A 17,718-nucleotide genomic window follows, 5' to 3' on the forward strand; every position below is an offset into this window, starting at 1 on the left:
AAACCATGGTCTTCTCCCGGCAATGTGACTGCCATTATGGGGTAGGGATGTGCAAAATTCCAGAAATTGGAGCATTGATAATTTCGTCTGCAAACCCACCATCCATAAGGAGCGCAGACCAGGCCGTTTGGGTAGCAGAGGTTGATATATCGGTTAAAATTTCATTGCCTAAAATGCTTAAGGCGTCGTACCAGATAGCGCTATCGCGATAAAGGGTACTGACTTCTACCGGGTCAGGAGTTCCAGCAACCTGGTTTTCTAGAGCCAAATTTTCGGTGCGTATAATCCACCCTTCTGTCATGGCAGGGGAACTCTGGCCCACTGCGGCTTCTCCACCACAATAGATCAGAACTTTCCAGGTATAAGCTTGTCCTACTTCTAAATTCGGAAGCTGATTTGTACCGAGAGGAATACCGATTACCCCCTCAGCCATTGTTGGTGGTGGGAAGCTGTGCTCAAAGTCTACATCTATCGCTCCATCTACACTCTCCAGCTCAAATTTGAACCACATATCAGCGGTCAGTGGAAAGGGGCTATGGAACCACAGGGTGGGTGAAGCCGAGAGGGTTAGACCACCTGCATCGTAGATATAGGGGGTAAGGGCAAACGGTTTTTCTGAACAATCCCCGCGACTGCCACCACCACTATTTGTTTCTGGGCTAGAGGTTCCTGGTGGTAGTTCTGGCAATCCTTTGCTCAGAGTTTCTCCAATTTGATAGTGAATGCTATGGGGTTGACTGGCCCACGCTTTAGGGCTACCGGCATGAACTCGCCATGGAATGTGCAAGCTAGAAGGAACCGATACCAAACCCGCTAAAACAGGTAATACCAAAAGGTGAGAAGGTTGTGTCATAGCGATAACCTTGAAATTCGTTTATAAAAGCCTGGCCAGAATCGATTCACCAGCCACACAGTATTCGCTGGCAAGCAAACTGCCAGCAGAGGCGGCACCAGGGGAATCCACATCCCCTGTAGAAAAGCCCCGTAGCATCCTGCAATTAAGCAAGTCACTGCCAAGACTTGAAACCCTAAAACAGTTTTCAAGTTCGGCTTGACCCAAAAAACTAACACACTCCCCCCGAATGACCAGACCCAAATCCACGTCCACTCCTTCCACCGGGGCCAGGTTTGAATGAGCGGACGACCATCAAGTACAGCACTGAGCAGCTGACTAACCATGTGGGCATGAACTATCACTCCAGACACTGCTGTGCGATAGGGGGTTTGCCATATATCTGGATCAGGGACATTTGAACGGGCAGGACCAATTAGGATAATTCGATTATTTACGAGTTCTGGAGTAAGGCCATTATTTAAAGCCTCTGTTAAGGAAAGCGTTGTTGCAATGGCTTCTGGCTTTGGGGTATTGCGGTAATTCAATAGGATCTGCCCTCCCCTGGCGTCAGCGCCCTGATAGCCCCCCCAATGGGAAAGAAGTGGCACAAGGGGAAGCTGACCTAATTGCAACTGCTCAGCTTCATTGAATGTTGCTGAGATGTCCTCTCCCTCTAAGTAATGATTTGCTATCTGTAGACTCAAGGAATAGTCGGCTGGACAGACATTTGCAGGATCACTTTCTCTGTATAAGAGATGCCTCCTTACAAGTCGATCACCATCATCTACAAAGTCGCTAAATCCAACTTGGGCAAGGCTAGCGTCTGAGGCGGGTGAAAGACCATCATTCGCATACAAACACACACTATATAAATTGGGCTGCTGACTTAAGGCTTTGCCCAGTTCAGTACCTGACTCCAGCCTATCGAGATAAATATCCAGACCAATGGCCCTGGGCTGCAGAGCATTTAAGCTCTCGACTAAATCCAGCATTAAAGGATAGGCTAGCGACTGCCATTCACCCTGCCGCTCGAACCCCTGTTCATCCTGATAGTCCACATCCTGATCATCCACTGTAATGAGCAGCAGACGATTATCTGGTGGTTCTACTGGGAGCAAACGCAGCAGCAGGTCATAGGCCGGTAGCTCTAGAAACTGTAAGCCGCCTAAATGTCGCACCCCAAGTAGTAACCCAGACGTTACCAGACTGCCCATTAACGCTAAACCTGTTTTTTTTAGACGGCGTCTGTATTTTTCTTGTCTGGTGCGGTTGGGTTCCAGCTTGGCCGATAAAACCGGGTCTTGTTGGGCAATCGCTTCAAAACCAGGCAGCATTCGTAGTCTCGTCAAAATTTCCTCAGCCCTCTGGGGGCGCTGCTGAGGAAATCGCTCCATCATCTCATCCAGAAGCTGTGCCAGTTCTTCTGAGACATGTGGAGCATCTTGACGCCACATCAATTGGCCCTGATCAGAAAGTAACTTGGCAGGGTGCTTGATTGTCATCAAATGAACCAGAGTTCGTCCCAGGGCAAAAAAGTCAGACTGTAGTCCAGCCATCCCTTCCATTTGTTCCAAGGGCGTGTAGCCAGGGCTTTGTAAGCGTGTCCCGTCAGGGTCTCCTTGGGTATTAACTAAGTAGGTTTTCTCGATCTCTCGCACACCGCCAAAATCAATCAACACCAGTTGCCCATCGGGCCTGAGCATAATGTTCGAGGGCTTAATGTCTCGATGGAAGAAGGCGTGCTCATGGAGATAGCTGAGAATATCCGCCAATTGATATAGCCAGGAAATCGCCTGCTCTTCCGAGAGAAGTTGATTTGGATGTTGTTCCATCCACTGCTGCAGGTTGATACCGGGCACCTTTTCCATGACGGAGCAGTGGTAAGGTTCAGGACGCCCCTCTGCCCGAAAGCTAAAGTAGCTATCTTGCTCCATACTGGGTATGCCGGAATGGTTCAAGCTGCTGAGAACCACAGGCTCTTGTTTAAACAGCTCCACTGCCTTGGGGAAAGTGTGCAGCAGCAGCTTTAGGACTTTTGGTGTACCCCCATCATCCACCTCCCAGGTTTGGCTAAAGCCACCCTGACCAAGCGGGTGTTTAACCCGGTAGCGATTTTGTAGAACAATACCTGGGCGAAGGATATCCATTGCGCCAGAGAAATGACTTGCCTTGAAATTACCAGTAACTCTCCCATAAGCCATCATCTCTCAATGTTTCCTTATTACTTTTGGTGAAAGGTGACATATTTCATCACCGTTGGCTGGAGACTAAAGTGGGTTGCTTTGCCATCTCTGGAGGTTTCCACCAATGCTCTACGACTTAAGGACTGCAGGATGGTCATCAGTTCAGACCGACGCATGGGTCCTGGGATGATCTCGGCCAGAGCGGCAATGGTCATGGGGACATCTTCCTTTGCCAAGTAAGTCAGCACCTGCTTCTCGGGGGGAGAAAGCCGCGCAAACTGCTGATGCAGCAGATAGGCAAAATCTCCTAAGAACAGGGTGTTCTGATCTAAAAATTCAGCCACGCTACCGGCAAAGGTCTTATCGATATAGTCGGCGATCACCTTAAGCGCCCAGGGATTACCCCCGTAAGGACGGATCAGGTTATCCCAGAGAGCCCGGTCTTCAAGTTTTTTCTCAGCCAGGATTTGTTCCGCAGCGGTGCCCAACCCTCTGAGCTTAAAGGAACGTACGGACTGCCCTTCGCCAGTAAATCGTCCCTCTTCGCGTAACTGCTCCCAACTGGTAACGATGATACAACTGCTTTTGGCTTCTTCTTGGAGGTTTTGGTCTCTAAGCGGTTCTTCTTCGAGGCGTCTAAACAGTTCACCATAGGCTTCGTAGCCTTCCCGATATTGCCCGGCAGCGGTTTTGCTGGCCAGCACGGTTTGAATATCGTCTAGCACGACCAGATAGGGGTGCTGGCGGAAATGATCTAACAGCACAGAAATTTGGTCGGTAGTCGCAGTGGGGCAGTCGTTAATGGAGCCCCCATGGATGAAGCTGAGCAGGTCATAGGCAAAGGTCTGGAAGGAGGGGGCATTGCGCAGGGAGCGCCAGATGATGAAGTTGAATTGCGCTTCCACGGCTTCGACAAGCTTTGCGACCAGGGTGGTTTTGCCCATACCGCCCTGCCCCCAAATCGACACAAATTTGGTTTTGTCTTTGGTAATCCATTGGGTAAGGGTGGCCAGCTCGGTTTCGCGACCGTAGAAGGCGACAAGACCTGGTTTGCCGATCAGGCTTTCCCGAGATCCTGGTTGAACCGGTTGGTTACCCTTTTCCGCTGCAAAATGAGTGCGTTTATAACCGACCTGGCTTAGCAGTTTAGGAATGTCAGACCAGCTATTGACAGCGACTGCTTGCTGAAATTTAGTCTGCAGCAATTGCTCAACATAGCGATAAAGACCCGTAGATAGCCGTTTAGCGACCGTATTGGGAACTACATTACAGGCTTCTGCGATAGTTTGGGGTGAACAATAGCACAGCAAGCCCCTCAAGTAGACAAGTTCAACAGGGGGCAGACTGCGTTCTCGGATCTCTGCCAGGTCATAGGCTAATGCCTCTAAATCCCATTGTTCATGAGCTTCTAGAAATAAGTCTGCGAATGGGTCTTGCATAAATTCATCCCCCTTCATGTCTGCTTAATTCATAGTAGCAAAGATAGCTTTAAATCAACCAAAAGAGAACCGGAATTCCATGTCCAATAAAACTACCCATCAAATTACCAATACCGATGGGTAGCATGAAGAATTCTCCTCAAGCTATTGTGATGACATGCAATTTCAAGCAAGTTATTGACTATATGAAAATAAACTTTGGAGGAGTCATGAAAGATTTTTCAAAATACGTAGGATTGCTCTCAAGCGCGACTTTTGTTGCCCTGATCGGAGTAAGTAAGCCTGCACTTTCTCAAAATACTGACTATCTGAGAGTGACGATTAACTCAGTTGATGTCCATAGGCTTTTAGATCGAAATCTTCCAAATAAACGATCGGCTGAGCTATATGCAAAGGTTAAATTTCCTTACCACCAATGGCTTCACTCCAATATTGTAGGGGGTAATTCGATCAACCCACGCTGGACATTTAGTCGAAATGTGAGAAGTGCTAATAGCCATTCAATAGATATAGAAATATGGGATCACGATAGAAGAGGAGGCGATGATAGAGGACTCAATGCTTCAATTGACATAGTTAATATTTCCAACTGTACCTACGGCGTTGCTGTAGATAACTGGTCTGACAAAGTTATCTATCAGGGCCAATCTATAGAAGGTGGATGTCGGATTCGTGAACGGCTGCGAGGAAGTCATGTAATAGCTGACTTTACTGTCGAAGCTTTTCATAACTAGTTTTCTTATTGGGCTACATCTGTCTCCCAATTTGATGAGATCTTACTTGGATAAGCTCATCTGAAATGATCGCTTGAAAAATTTTCACAAAGCCAAAATTATCGGGAATTTGAAAACATTAGTTTGAGGGAAAACCATGAAGCTCAGAAATATCTTTGGACTCACTTTGCTAACCATGGCTTTGTCTTGTCCATCTGCTATGGCCAAATTCTATCTGGAAAATAGAACTGATACGTCTATTCAAATCGGTTATGTAACTCTTAGAGGCGATCAAATTCGTGGTCGTGGATGGCATACGCTTCAACCAGGTGAAGATACAACGATTGAGGGCAATGACTACCGCATTAATAAACGTTATTTCTTAGTGGCTAAAGACTTGTCAACTGGTGAATATCTGCGGATTGGCAACGGCACTTTGTGTGGTGACTACTGCTATGCAGAATACTCAGATTCGGATGTCTATATTCCCCACAGGGCTTTCAATGTTGGCTTTGATAATTCCTATGTTGCAGACCGGCTTAGAAGTGGTTCTTGGCCTGCCTTTCAGGAGTACATTTCCGATGCTGTAAGGCATTCCGGCTTCTACATTCAACCTAGAACAAATTGTTATGACAGTAGTGAGCTTTATATCAATAGCATCAATGGAAATACTGCAAGCATTGGTATGCGAGTTTGGGACCCTGCCAGTAATTTTTGGGGCTGTGGAAATTAGTAGGGCTAGGCAGATTTAATTCCTAGAAAAGTAAGGTCTTAGACGAAATAAGCCTCGTCTACATAATCCAGGTTCAATGTTTGTTAGGACAGGAAAGACTGTTTATAAGTCGGGCGGCGTATAGGTGGCTGTTTCCTGGCAATCAAGTAATTATTGGAGGAATTCAAGATGGGTAATGTACAACTTTCTGGAATGCATCATATCGACTCTCTTCTGTGGCTAAACAAAAAGTGGGGAGGTGATACAGGGGAAGGTGCAAAAATTACCTACAGCTTTGGTAATACCTCTGGAAGTGGAAATGATGTAAGCGAGATCCAAAAGGAAAAAATTAAGGCTGGTTTAGCCGCATGGAGTAGTATTGCAAACATTACATTTGAGGAAGCAAGTAACGGGAACGGACAGCTACGGTTCGCTTGGGTAGAGAATGGAGCGCAAGCAAGACCCTGGTGGAAGAGTGATGGTGAGTTGGACTTTATTGAAATAGATTTTGGCTTGAGAAGCGGCCCTGATTCCCAGAATCCTTACCCTGTAGGGGAATTATGGGAAACGGGTTACGCAAATGTTCTTCTTCATGAAATCGGTCATGCGCTTGGACTCAACCATCCCCACGAGGCAGGATTTGGTACCGTTGCTGACTTGGCTATTGACTCAATTCAATACTCTGTAATGAGTTATAGATCTTATGTCAATCAACCAGGGCCAGGGCCATATATCAATGATTTTGCATCCACTACACCTATGCTGCATGATATCGCAGCTATTCAGTACCTCTATGGGGCCAATATGAGTACCAGGAAAGGAAATACCACATATAAATGGAACCCTGGACAACATATTTTTGAAACGATTTGGGATGCAGGTGGAATCGATACTATTGATTGGTCTAACCAATCATCTGATGCTCAGATCAATCTGAATACTGGTCACTGGAGCGAGTTAGGTCCTGCTTACTGGAATGGTGTTGCACCTGAGACCAAAACATTAGCAATTGCCTATGGTGTGGTTATTGAAAATGTAATCGGTGGCACTGGCCATGACGCAATTATTGGTAATAGTGCTTCCAATCAGCTCTATGGTGGTTTAGGCAACGACTTTTTTGATGGAGGTTTGGGTAATGACCTAATTGATGGCCAAATAGGTAATGACATTATTTTGGCTGGTGGAGGCAATGATTTCTTACGGGGAGGTAGCGGTGATGACCAACTCTTTGGCGAATACGATTACCGTTTCACTGGCGTTCCAGATCCTAATTTTGGCCACGACACTATTTATGGAGGTGCTGGCAATGACTATATTGATGGCGGTCGTGGCAATGATGCCCTTTACGGAGGAGATGGAGACGACTTCATCAATGGTCGGGCCGAAAACGATACTCTCTATGGTAATGCTGGCAATGATACTCTCTACAGCGAAGACGGCAATGACATCATCGAAGCTGGAGAAGGCGATGATTTTGTAGACAGTGGCAACCATGAAGACTCTGTTAATGGAGGTGAAGGGCACGATTCTCTCTATGGAGCCGCAGGCAACGATACCCTTCAAGGCTGGACTGGGAACGACCTGCTCCGAGGGGGAGACGGCCACGATTGGCTTGACGGTTGGGATGGTGACGACAACCTCGATGGTGAAACCGGAAACGATGAGCTGCACGGTGGTGCCGGGAATGACACCATTCAAGGAGGGCTAGGTAATGACTCCCTATATGGCTGGGATGGTAACGACGCTCTCCATGGAGGCCAGGACATCGACCATTTAGACGGTGGCACAGGGAGTGACAGACTTTATGGTGACGCGGGCAGTGACACACTCGTGGGTGGACTGGGTGACGACAAACTCTTTGGCAGCGATGGCAACGATATCTTACGAGGCGACCTCAATCACGACATTTTATTAGCCAATCAAACCGGAGGCAACGATGTCCTAGATGGCGGGGCAGGCCATGACATGATTTATGGCAGTAGTGGCCGTGACAAACTCTATGGTGGTTCTGGCAACGATCAACTCTGGGGTGAAGCAGGCGAAGACCGTCTAAATGGCGGTGAAGACGACGATTATCTCTGGGGCGGTATTGGGAATGACGTTCTACAGGGAGATGCGGGTTCAGATGTCTTGAATGGAGGAGAGGGCATCGACCGAGTGGTTTTTGGAACGACTAGTGCAGGGGTAAAGGCGGATCTGACCCAAGGAACTGCCACCATCACCCTTCAGGACGGCACCGCTGAAACCGATAACCTGATCAGTATTGAAGATCTTTCTGGCAGTCAACTTTCCGATCAACTCATCGGTGATGCTCAGGAGAACTTTCTGGTTGGTGATGCTGGCAATGACACTTTATCCGGCGGTGAGGGAAACGACATCTTGCGTGGGGATACTGGGTCAGATGTCATTGATGGTGGCGATGGGAACGACCGTGCCGGTTTTGCAACCTCCAGGGCAGGCATTGTTGCCGATTTAACGCTCGGGACGGCTATCACAAAAAATGCTGAGGGGGAAACTGAAACGGATACGCTGATCAGCATTGAGCAGATTATGGGCAGCGATTTTGATGATCGGTTGATTGGCGACGATCAGAGCAACCTCCTGATGGGGCGAGCCGGGAATGACGAACTAATAGGGGGAGCTGGAGATGACTTTTTGCGTGGAGATTTTGGTAACGACACGCTAGATGGAGGCGACGGGCTTGATCGCGCTTCATATGTGACAGCCACAGCAGGGGTCACAGCAGACCTAAGTATGGGCATAGCCACGATTGTTAACGAAGCGGGAATTGCTGAAGAAGATACTTTGATCAGTATCGAATGGCTGACTGGCAGCGAATTTGATGACCAGCTTATAGGAGACAATCAGAGTAATACTCTAGTTGGTCGAGCAGGTGATGACCTACTGCTGGGTGGCGGCGGTAATGACCTTCTGATTGGGCAGGAAGGTGCTGATACCTTTGCATTTAATTCTCCCAGTCAAGGTCTTGCAGCAGCTCGCATCAGCGACTTTAACAGGCTGGAAGGAGATAAGCTGCAGGTCTTGGCAAGTGGTTTTGGCGGTGGCCTGAATCCTGGACTGTTGGATGCCAGCCAGTTCGTGCTGGGCTCCGCTGCCGCAAACGGCAATCACCGGTTCATTTTTAACCAAACCAATGGTTCCCTGGCTTTCGATGCCGATGGCTCTGGCAGTCAAGCTGCTGTACAGTTTGTCACTCTATCCGCAGGGCTGAACCTCTCCAGCCAGGACTTCATCTTGGTTTAGCAGCATTCACAACCGCATAGGTTTTAATCCAGGACTGTGCGAAGAGCATAGTTCTGGGTTCTTGTCTAGGTGTTAGGATCTAACTCTGTCAACGGAGAAGCTGGTTTGGCTTTTGAAATGTAGCTCAAGGTAACCTGGCAAGTCCAAGTTGCCCCTTAAAGCTTCTCTCTTTGAGCCTATATCATGCGAGTGGATTCCATCGAAATAATCTAGCCCCACTGAAAGAAGAGCTTCTTATAAGTAATGTTTAGCTCAGATACTGCATAACCAAAAGAAAACCCAAACCGAAAAGCAATTACTACTACTGGCCTTGACAACTTATTGATAGGCTTTCTAGATCAAAATTAGATCAATGAGATATTAACAGTTTGAAACAGCCTAATTGCAACACTTCCAGAGTTCGAGCGCCTGCCTTACAAGCATGAGCTCGAACTCAGTATGACCTTCCTAGCCAATCCAAGCTGGGTAAACAGCCATCTTCCAATACAGGATAGTCGGCCACAAAAACTAGTTCATATTTAGTTCACGCTTTTTGCCGATGGCTGAAACCTATGGGCGATACTGGACTCGAACCAGTGACATCCTGCTTGTAAGGCAGGCGCTCTACCAACTGAGCTAATCGCCCGTGCTGCATTTGCAGTTTTATATCTTAGCAGAGGATAGGGGCTGTTTGGAGCGATCGCACGACCAACTTACCCCCTTAGCTCCAGCCCAATCTTCTAAGCAACAGCCCAATCTTCTAGGAGCCTTGCCTACCGCTGTTTGCCTTCAAAGTGTTGGTACCAAACCCAGTTGCCCGCTACCGTTAGGGCTAGGGCTATCCCCCCACCCATCCAGCCCAGGGAAGGGGTGTAGCCACTGCGAGCAAGGTTAATCATCCACAGGTGAGTGAGATCGTTGCCCACCAGCCCGTCGGCGATCGCAGGGAAGAGATACATGATCGCCGCTCCCACGATCAGCCAGCCCACCATGGAGCCCAGCAGGAACAGAGTTTTTGCGGTCGATTGACTGCCGATCATAGCTAACGCTCCATCTCCTCTAGGGCTTTGGGCACCGCCGCCGTCAGCACCTCGCAGCCCGCGTCTGTGACCAGCACATCGTCTTCGGTGCGAATGCCAATGCCTCGCCAGCGATCGTCGATCTGGGGCTGGCCCTCCACCGGTTCGTAGGTGGGCGAGATATAAATCCCTGGCTCCACCGTCACCACATTGCCGACCTCGAAAGGTTGCCAGGTTTTGTCGGGGTTGCGCAAAATACCGGCATCGTGCACATCCAGGCCCAAGAAGTGGCCGGTGCCGTGCATGAAAAAGGCTTTGTGTTTTTTCTCTTCGATCAGGGTGTCGATGTCACCGGCCAGCAGGCCCAGTTCCACCAGCCCCTCGGTGATGGTGCGGGTGGCGGCATCGTGGAACTCGTTGAAGGGGGCACCGGGCTTGACGGCTGCGATCGCCCGCAGTTGCGCTTCCAGCACCAGCTCATACAAAATCCGCTGCTCGTCGCTAAAGCGCCCCCCCACCGGGAAGGTGCGGGTGATGTCGGCGTTGTAATAGTCGTAGGCGCAGCCCGCGTCAATCAGCAGCAGGTCGCCCTCCTGCATCTGGCAGTTGTTTTCGACGTAGTGCAAAATGCAGGCGTTGACCCCCGCTGCCACAATCGAGGTGTAGGCTGGCCCCATCGCCCCTTCCAGGCGAAAGATATGCTCCATCTCGGCCTGAATTTCGTACTCGTAGCGACCGGGGCGGGTGATGTCGCGGGCGTGGTTGTGGGCCTTGGCTGAAATAGCGATCGCCCGCCGCAGCTTCTCTAGTTCCTCTGGCCCCTTCACCCGGCGCAGGGTCTGCATCATCAGGGTGGCATCGGCGATCGCCACCGGGCCGGTGCCGCGCTTGGCGTAGGTGGCCAGCAGCCGCTGCCAGTGGCGCATCACTCGGTCGTTGAGTGCCGAGTCGTGGCCAAAGTGATAGTAGAGCCGATCGGCCTTTTCCAGGTATTTGGGCAGGTGCTCATCCAGTTCGGCGATCGAGTAGACTTCGTCGGCCCCGAACTGCTCCTTCGCTGTGTCCACGCCGACTCGGTAGCCCGACCAGGTCTCTTGCTCGGGGTCTTTGGGCCGCACAAACAGCACAAACCGATGCTCATCGTGGTGAGGAGCCAGCACCGCCACCGCCCCCGGCTCGTTAAACCCGGTCAGGTAGTAAAAGTTGCTGTCTTGACGAAAGGGGTAGTCAACATCGTTGTGCATCACCGCCGGCGGCGCGCTGGCAAAAATGGCCGTGCCACCGCCGACTAGATCCATTACACGCTGGCGGCGGTGGGCGTAGGGTATGGTCATGGTCGGTAAACAGTAGGGAGGGGGCAGTGAAGCGAGAAACCGGATTGCATTTATCAATGCTAAAGGATATCGGCTGTGGCCGCAGCAACCCGATTTCTAAACCGAAGTTTTAGGCAGTGGGGTACTGATACACCTGAATCCGCATGCCCTGGCTGGGGAGATCGTTGGGGCGAACGGTGAGGGCACCGCTGGTGGCGCGGGTCACCGGAGTCCCCTGCATCAGCGCCAAGAAGTCATCTACCGGGTTGAGCTCACAGCCTTCATCGGCGGCGGTAGTCAGGTAGTGGGTCGGAATCACAATTTTGGGTTTGAGCACCTGCACCGCCTGCACCGCCTCGGCTGGATTGTAGGCTTTGGGGCCATTGCCCACGGGCACCAGCATAATGTCGGGGCGACCCAGCAAAATCTGTTCTTCTACACCGAGGGGGGCAGCGGCACCACCCATGTGAACAATGGTGACGCCGCCCTGGGTCCACTTCCACACGGTGTTGGTGCCAAAACGCCGCCCGCCCTCGCGATCGTGGGGGGTGAGAATGCCCTGCACTTGCAGATTTTCAAATTCATAGACGCCGGGGTCGGTCAAAATACGGGGTTCACCGGGCAGGTCGTTGAGATAGCCCTCATCAAACAGGAGGCTGCTGATCATCACAATATCAGCGGCCACGGCAGGAGAGGGAAAGCCTGCTGTGCAGCCAATCTGGCGAAAGGGGTTGCTCAAAATCCGGCGTCCACCGCCGGTAAAGAGAAAGGCTGTATGGCCCAGGCTCTTGATCGTGACCCCTGACGTTTGAGCCTGGGCCTGGTTTAGCCAGCCTGTCGCCAGGATGGCCCCTGCCCCTGCCCCCGCATAGCCCAGTAGTTGTCGCCGTTTCATCACTCTCTCACTCCCGCACAGTATGTATAGCGTCGGCTAGCCTAGTGTAGACCGTCAACTGCGGGTTTTTTTCTCAATTTAAACCAGCCGGGGAACTGGACAGAGCTGTTTGGGATTTTGGATTGGCGATTTTGGATTTTGGAATGTGGGTTTGCGTTCAGTGGGCTATTGTCTGGTTGGGCGACTCTGCTGCTATTTGCTGGAGGCAGAGCCTCGGTAGGGCATTCCCCGGCAGGGTCTGGGAACGAGGGAAAAGGTACACCAGGTGGCCAGGTTTCGACTTCGCTCAACCTTCAGGGATCGCTCAACCTTCAGGGATCGAGAACTGAGCGAAGTCGAAGTTCGATCAGCCCGTAGGTTAGGCTATACCCCTCGGTATGGGTAGGCGGTGCGGTATGGCCTGGCGGGGGTTGGGGAGTTGTGGCCTGAGAGGGTGAGGCCGCGACGGCACCCTACCGAGGTCGGGGATGCTTGCGGGTGGAGAAACCGGGTTTCTGGTCGGTACGCGGGGGTATAGGCCGTCGGCACAGAAACCCGGTTTCTGGCATCAGGAGGTCATCGCATTTCTGACATTTACCAGGCTTTGTTGCATAGATTGCGTGTGGGGATGCTCTGGCCCCAGCTGTACCCGATACAGTCCTGGCAAATTCTCATCGAGCAAAAACTTCACCATGGAAGCATCACGCCGCCTGCCGAGAGGCTTTTAGCTGAATCAGGTGTTGAATTAGGGAGGAAGGATTTTGGTCTTGGCGCTGTTCAGCCTGGAGCGAGTGATCTAGCCAGTGTTGCAGGTAGTTGCGCACGGTGTCGGGTTGATGCAGGTAATAGAGCACCGTAGCGTAAACCTGCTCTAGGGTTAACCCAGGATAGGTCTGGGCAATTTCTTCTGGGCTTTGGCAACCGTGAATATAGTCATAGAGGACGGTCTCAATGCCGATGCGGGTGTCTTTAAGACGAATATCGTCTGCGGCCAGGAAGTCAAAATAATCTTCGAGCTGCATCGGGGTCACCTCAGATCGCACGTTCAACAATCATAGGCCCAGGATGGTTGAAGCTGTTGCACCAGGGCTTCAACCTGATGCCCTGGCTCTGCCTGGGCAGTTTTATTTGGCGGCTCTGCCGCTATTTGCTGGAGGCAGAGCCTCGGTGGAGCATTCCCAACTCAGTTGAGGGTGTCGCGGTATTCGCCGAGCAGCGCCAGAACCTGTGTCAGCTGCCGCTGATTTTGATCAGAGGGGTCAGCCAGAAAACTCAGGAGTGCAAGATCTCGTTCAACTTCGATTCGAGTTCGGCGAGTCGCTTGTTCTGTTGCCTCAGCTCGTTCATTTTCTGCTCGTGCTTTATCCTCGCCTCTTCGTTGCTCTTCCTCAGCGCTTCGTTGTGCTTCTTGAGCCAGGCGATCTGTTTCTCGGTTTCGACGGTCCCACTCAATGCCGAAATTAACCAGCGCCACCAGGATGGCTGCCACAGTGAGTCGGTTACTCCAGAGTCTGGGGCTGGTGACTTGTCCGAGGAGGGTGAAGTCGTTTTCATCGTAGAATCTCAAAAACGCGACGCCGATAATCAGAAGGGTGAGGGTCGTGCTGGGAATCAGGGCCAGAAAGTTGATCCATCGGTTCATGGGGGTAGGCGAACGTCCCGCTGTGGCCCAATTTTAATCTAATACCGAATCCTATGTGCATACCCCCGATTGGTGGGGGCATTGCACTGCAATGCCCCTACGGGATTCCTGTTTTGGTTTGGCGGCTCTGCCGCTAGCGGCTGGAGGCAGAGCCTCGGTAGGGCAGGGGAGACTAGGCCGATGTCAGTTGGTAAATAATGGGGCGATAGGTCGGTGGCGGGATGGGTTTGCCCTCAGCCTGGGCAGCCTCTAGCCAGACCTGCTTAGCCAGGGTCAGTTCCTGTAGGGCAGCCATGGGGGTTTCGCCAAAGGCCGAGCAATAGCTTAAATCAGGAATATCGGCAATGTAGCCCTTGTCTTCGTCGCTGTAAAAAATATTGATGTGGTAGTCTTTCACGGCTAGTCCTCTAACTTTAGATTGTGGGTTTCTACCAGATCTAAAATAGACCTCGGCTGGTTGAAGCTGTTGCAGCAGGGCTTCTCTATGGTGCCCTGGCTCTGCCTGGGCAGCCTGGTTGGGCGGCTCTGCCGCTAGTTGCTGGGGCAGAGCCTCTAGCCCCTACGGGTGTTGAAGCTGTGCTCTGACTCTGCCGCCCGTTGTAAGAGGCAGAGCCTCAGGGGTGTATTCCCACGCAGAGCATGGGAACGAGTGAACAGGAGAAACCCGGTTTCTAGCCTGGAGACGGGATGCACCGCTCGCGTTACGGAGAAACTCGATACAGATAGGCGGTGCGGTGCGGCTAGCTAGAAGTGGGCTAGGGGCGGCAGGGGGATAGCGGGGCCGCGATCGCACCCTACGCGGGAAGAGAATGCTCGCCGCCAGATCCCAGGGTTCTATCTTGGGCGGTACCAAAGGCGGTGGCCATTCCCCAAGAACCCTGGGATCTTTGTACCCTGGTGCCCACGCAGAGTTGTGGCCTGAGAGAGTGAGGTCGCGATCGCACCCTACCGAGGTCGGGGATGCTTGCGGGTGGAGAAACCGGGTTTCTGGGCGGGTACGCGGGGGTAAAGGCCGTCGGCCCAGAAACCCGGTTTCTGGCCTCAGGAGGTCATCCAGCCGCGCAAAATCTCCAGGCTTTGCTGCGTCGATTGCGTGTGGGGATGCTCTGGCCCTAATAGCTGCTGCCTCATGGCCAAGGCCTGCACCAATAGCGGTTCTGCCTGCGGGTATAACCCTTGATTTGCGTACAACACTGCGAGATTGTTGAGGCTGGTGGCGACAGCGGGATGGGCCTTGCCCAACAGCGCTTTGCGCATCGTCAGCGCCTCCAGGTACAGCGGTTCGGCGGCCTCGTAGCGCCCCTGCGAGTCATATAGACCCGCGAGATTGTTGAGGCTGGTGGCGACAGCGGGATGGGCCTCGCCCAACAGCGCTTTGCGCATCGCCAGCGCCTCCAGGTACAGCGGTTCGGCGGCCTCGTAGCGCCCCTGCGACCGATAGAGTTCCGCGAGATTGTTGAGGCTGGAGGCGACATCGGGATGGGCCTCGCCCAACAGCGCTTTGCGCATCGTCAGCGCCTCCAGGTACAGCGGTTCGGCGGCCTCGTAGCGCCCCTGCGACCGATAGAGTTCCGCGAGATTGTTGAGGCTGGAGGCGACATCGGGATGGGCCTCGCCGAGGCGATCGCGCGTTGCCGTCACACAATCTTGCCACCAGGGTTCGGCCTGCCCGTAGGCCCCCTGTCCGTCGTAGAATCGCCCCAGTCCGATAAAGGGCCATATCAGAGCATCATCCTCGATCCATAGCTGCCAGGTAGTGGCGGCCTCGGCCAGGTGGGGTATCGCTGGCGTCACCGCCAGAATCTGCTCGCGGGTGGGGGTCTGGGGTATGCCCTGGGCGATTTGCACCATGGCCCTGCAATAGGTCTGTTTCAGCCCTTCAGCCTCACTCCACTGTTCTAGCTTGGTGCGAAAAAACTCACGAATGATCTGGTGCAGTTGCACGGTGTTGGTGACGGCCTCTACCTCCAGCAGGCTGCGGCTAGCCAGCCCTTCATCGCGCCAGTCTTCGACCTCGTCCGGGTCGGTGCCCTCGTACCATTCCTCTATCCACTCCCACGGAATCGGGGCCAGGGCATACAGGCTGAGGCGGTAGGCCAACTCCTGTGCTTCGGGCTCCAGGTCTTGCCAGCTCAGCTCAAAGGCAGCGGCGATGCTTTCGTGGGCGGCGGTCATATCGGCCTGGGCCTGGCACAGGGCGCGGGCTTCCAGGCGCTTGTCGTTCAGCCGCTGCTGCATTTTGGCCAGGGGCCAGGTGGGCTTGCGGGCCAAAAAGCGCCCCACCAGCTCTAGCCCCAGGGGCAGGTAGCCCAGCCAGTGGCAGAGGGCCTGGGCGGTGTCGAGATCCTGGTCTATCCGATTGGCTCCTACCAGCGACCTCAGCAGGTCTAAGGCGGCGGCTTCGCTCAGCACATCGATGGGGTAGGTGCGAATCGACTCGCCCATCTGTAGCCGGGTGGTGAGCAGCACCCAAAAGCGCGACTCGGTGGGCGGCAGGTAGGGGGCGATGGCGCTGTAGGCGGCATTCTCGTTGAGGCCGCTGACGTCATCAATGACAACCAGCACATCGCCTGTCTGGCTTGGCCAATGTCGCCAAATAAAGTCAACCTGGTCGGGCAGATCTAACCCATCGGGCGGGGTCAGGTTCAGATGAACCAGGGCAAAGTTGACGATCTCGGTGCCGATGTCTTGCTCTTTGGCCTGGAGCCAGCAGATGCCGCTGGGGTAGGTGCCCTGGGCGAGGTGATAGCGGGCATATTGCAACGCCAGCTCGGTTTTGCCAATGCCCCCCATGCCGCGAATGGCGGTGATCGCAATGCGATCGGTCTGGTGCAGTTGGGTATGCAGCTCGGCCAGCTCGGTCTCACGCCCCACAAAGGCTTTCGCACCGCTGCGGGGCAAGTTGTGGGGAATCGGATCGGGGGGCCGCGCCCCGGCCAGCACGGCCCCCAAACTCTCAATCAGGCGGGCCATATCGGGGTCAAAGTCGGGGTCTTTTCTGGCGGTGGTGCTGCTGCGGTAGGCCAGTGCCTGAATGCTGTCGGGCAGCTCTGCGGCATTGAGCTGTTGGGCCTGGTTCACCAGCACCGGAATCAAAGGAATCCCTCGCTGGAGCGCCGTCTCAATTTCTCGCCGCACCCAGTCGTCGGGTTGATCAAGGCGGCGGTTGCCCTCAGCATCAGTAGCATTCAACCATTGCGGCCCAACCACCGCCACCATCACCTGACAATTGCGGAGTTCGTTGTCGATGTAATCTCGGTAGTCTATCCCCTTTGGAATAGACTGCACATCGCGGAAAATTTGTTCGGCCCCGAAGTGCCTGGCCAGTCGCTCGCGGATGCGATCGGTGATATTAGCGCTGTCGCTAATGCGGTAGGAGATAAAAATGCTGGGCATTGGGGCGGGGCTGTCGGCAGCGGCAGTAACGGGGAGGTTTCGTCAATCCTAACCTCAGCCTTCAAGTCTAGAAGGGCAAATTCCGTGCAGTTTGCTCCAATAGCCTTCTCTACAGGTAGGGGGATTATACGAAATCCGCTTCGGAAAACCCCGATTCACAATTAGGAACCTCGTAGGGGCATAGCATGCTATGCCCCTACGAACCGGGGGCATGTAACCAGGCTTAACGGGTGACAACGTACCTAAAGAGCTTGCTGCATCAGGGATAGAGCATAGAGACCACGCTGAAAATAGCGATGTTTATGGGGTTTGAGCGCTATCAGTTGGAGTGCCCAGTCGGTCCATAACT

The 17,718-nt window shown here is 52.8% G+C and carries 13 protein-coding genes and 1 tRNA gene; 3 read left to right on the forward strand and 11 right to left on the reverse strand.

Annotation, left to right across the window (positions count from 1 at the left end):
* Positions 1-34: 34 nt before the first annotated feature.
* The 3 genes from IQ254_RS07480 to IQ254_RS07490 are packed head-to-tail and all read right to left on the reverse strand — an operon-like array spanning position 35 to position 4,457.
* Positions 35-853 carry a DUF928 domain-containing protein gene (locus IQ254_RS07480; protein WP_193965547.1) on the reverse strand — a complete coding sequence of 273 codons (819 nt, stop codon included), beginning with the start codon at positions 851-853 and terminating at the stop codon, positions 35-37.
* Positions 850-3,039, reverse strand: a complete 2,190-nt coding sequence (locus tag IQ254_RS07485) for a CHASE2 domain-containing protein (RefSeq protein WP_193965548.1) — start codon at positions 3,037-3,039, stop codon at positions 850-852. The genes IQ254_RS07480 and IQ254_RS07485 overlap by 4 nt, the downstream gene beginning before the upstream one ends.
* Before the next feature lie 17 nt (positions 3,040-3,056).
* The gene (locus IQ254_RS07490) at positions 3,057-4,457 is read right to left on the reverse strand and encodes an AAA family ATPase (RefSeq protein ID WP_193965549.1); all 1,401 of its coding nucleotides are present in this window, start codon (positions 4,455-4,457) and stop codon (positions 3,057-3,059) included.
* A gap of 125 nt (positions 4,458-4,582) precedes the next feature.
* On the opposite strand from IQ254_RS07490, the gene IQ254_RS07495 reads away from it, so the two are divergent.
* From IQ254_RS07495 to IQ254_RS07505, 3 genes are all read left to right on the forward strand, one after another.
* Positions 4,583-5,191: a C2 domain-containing protein gene (locus IQ254_RS07495; protein ID WP_193965550.1), complete on the forward strand. Its 609-nt coding sequence runs from the start codon at positions 4,583-4,585 to the stop codon at positions 5,189-5,191.
* A gap of 136 nt (positions 5,192-5,327) precedes the next feature.
* The gene (locus IQ254_RS07500) at positions 5,328-5,903 is read left to right on the forward strand and encodes a DUF1036 domain-containing protein (RefSeq protein ID WP_228040324.1); all 576 of its coding nucleotides are present in this window, start codon (positions 5,328-5,330) and stop codon (positions 5,901-5,903) included.
* A gap of 168 nt (positions 5,904-6,071) precedes the next feature.
* Positions 6,072-9,146 carry a M10 family metallopeptidase gene (locus tag IQ254_RS07505; RefSeq protein ID WP_193965552.1) on the forward strand — a complete coding sequence of 1,025 codons (3,075 nt, stop codon included), beginning with the start codon at positions 6,072-6,074 and terminating at the stop codon, positions 9,144-9,146.
* A gap of 552 nt (positions 9,147-9,698) precedes the next feature.
* Here IQ254_RS07505 and IQ254_RS07510 read toward each other — a convergent pair.
* The 8 genes from IQ254_RS07510 to IQ254_RS07545 form a co-directional block, all read right to left on the reverse strand.
* A tRNA-Val gene (locus IQ254_RS07510) sits at positions 9,699-9,771 on the reverse strand.
* Between the two features lie 127 nt (positions 9,772-9,898).
* Positions 9,899-10,165, reverse strand: a complete 267-nt coding sequence (locus tag IQ254_RS07515) for a hypothetical protein (protein WP_228040325.1) — start codon at positions 10,163-10,165, stop codon at positions 9,899-9,901.
* 2 nt (positions 10,166-10,167) lie between these two features.
* Positions 10,168-11,478, reverse strand: a complete 1,311-nt coding sequence (locus IQ254_RS07520) for an aminopeptidase P N-terminal domain-containing protein (protein ID WP_193965553.1) — start codon at positions 11,476-11,478, stop codon at positions 10,168-10,170.
* 109 nt (positions 11,479-11,587) lie between these two features.
* Positions 11,588-12,352, reverse strand: coding sequence for an MBL fold metallo-hydrolase (locus tag IQ254_RS07525; protein WP_193965554.1), 765 nt, complete (start codon positions 12,350-12,352; stop codon positions 11,588-11,590).
* Between the two features lie 680 nt (positions 12,353-13,032).
* Positions 13,033-13,353 (reverse strand): DUF433 domain-containing protein, encoded by a 321-nt coding sequence (locus tag IQ254_RS07530; protein ID WP_193965555.1) that lies wholly within the window; start codon positions 13,351-13,353, stop codon positions 13,033-13,035.
* 161 nt (positions 13,354-13,514) lie between these two features.
* The gene (locus IQ254_RS07535) at positions 13,515-13,973 is read right to left on the reverse strand and encodes a hypothetical protein (protein ID WP_193965556.1); all 459 of its coding nucleotides are present in this window, start codon (positions 13,971-13,973) and stop codon (positions 13,515-13,517) included.
* A gap of 172 nt (positions 13,974-14,145) precedes the next feature.
* The gene (locus tag IQ254_RS07540) at positions 14,146-14,370 is read right to left on the reverse strand and encodes a type II toxin-antitoxin system HicB family antitoxin (protein WP_193965557.1); all 225 of its coding nucleotides are present in this window, start codon (positions 14,368-14,370) and stop codon (positions 14,146-14,148) included.
* A gap of 644 nt (positions 14,371-15,014) precedes the next feature.
* Complete coding sequence (locus IQ254_RS07545) at positions 15,015-17,369, reverse strand: toll/interleukin-1 receptor domain-containing protein (protein WP_193965558.1); 2,355 nt, start codon at positions 17,367-17,369, stop codon at positions 15,015-15,017.
* Positions 17,370-17,718 lie beyond the last annotated feature (349 nt).

The organism is Nodosilinea sp. LEGE 07088 (assembly GCF_015207395.1).
Taxonomy (GTDB): domain Bacteria; phylum Cyanobacteriota; class Cyanobacteriia; order Phormidesmidales; family Phormidesmidaceae; genus Nodosilinea.

What these genes read in the sequence shown, in the direction of transcription:
- IQ254_RS07480 (WP_193965547.1), bottom strand. Translation starts at nt 853, where the DNA reads ATGACACAACCTTCTCACCTTTTGGTATTACCTGTTTTAGCGGGTTTG.
- IQ254_RS07485 (WP_193965548.1), bottom strand. Translation starts at nt 3,039, where the DNA reads ATGATGGCTTATGGGAGAGTTACTGGTAATTTCAAGGCAAGTCATTTC.
- IQ254_RS07490 (WP_193965549.1), bottom strand. Translation starts at nt 4,457, where the DNA reads ATGCAAGACCCATTCGCAGACTTATTTCTAGAAGCTCATGAACAATGG.
- IQ254_RS07495 (WP_193965550.1), top strand. Translation starts at nt 4,583, where the DNA reads ATGAAGAATTCTCCTCAAGCTATTGTGATGACATGCAATTTCAAGCAA.
- IQ254_RS07500 (WP_228040324.1), top strand. Translation starts at nt 5,328, where the DNA reads ATGAAGCTCAGAAATATCTTTGGACTCACTTTGCTAACCATGGCTTTG.
- IQ254_RS07505 (WP_193965552.1), top strand. Translation starts at nt 6,072, where the DNA reads ATGGGTAATGTACAACTTTCTGGAATGCATCATATCGACTCTCTTCTG.
- IQ254_RS07515 (WP_228040325.1), bottom strand. Translation starts at nt 10,165, where the DNA reads ATGATCGGCAGTCAATCGACCGCAAAAACTCTGTTCCTGCTGGGCTCC.
- IQ254_RS07520 (WP_193965553.1), bottom strand. Translation starts at nt 11,478, where the DNA reads ATGACCATACCCTACGCCCACCGCCGCCAGCGTGTAATGGATCTAGTC.
- IQ254_RS07525 (WP_193965554.1), bottom strand. Translation starts at nt 12,352, where the DNA reads ATGAAACGGCGACAACTACTGGGCTATGCGGGGGCAGGGGCAGGGGCC.
- IQ254_RS07530 (WP_193965555.1), bottom strand. Translation starts at nt 13,353, where the DNA reads ATGCAGCTCGAAGATTATTTTGACTTCCTGGCCGCAGACGATATTCGT.
- IQ254_RS07535 (WP_193965556.1), bottom strand. Translation starts at nt 13,973, where the DNA reads ATGAACCGATGGATCAACTTTCTGGCCCTGATTCCCAGCACGACCCTC.
- IQ254_RS07545 (WP_193965558.1), bottom strand. Translation starts at nt 17,369, where the DNA reads ATGCCCAGCATTTTTATCTCCTACCGCATTAGCGACAGCGCTAATATC.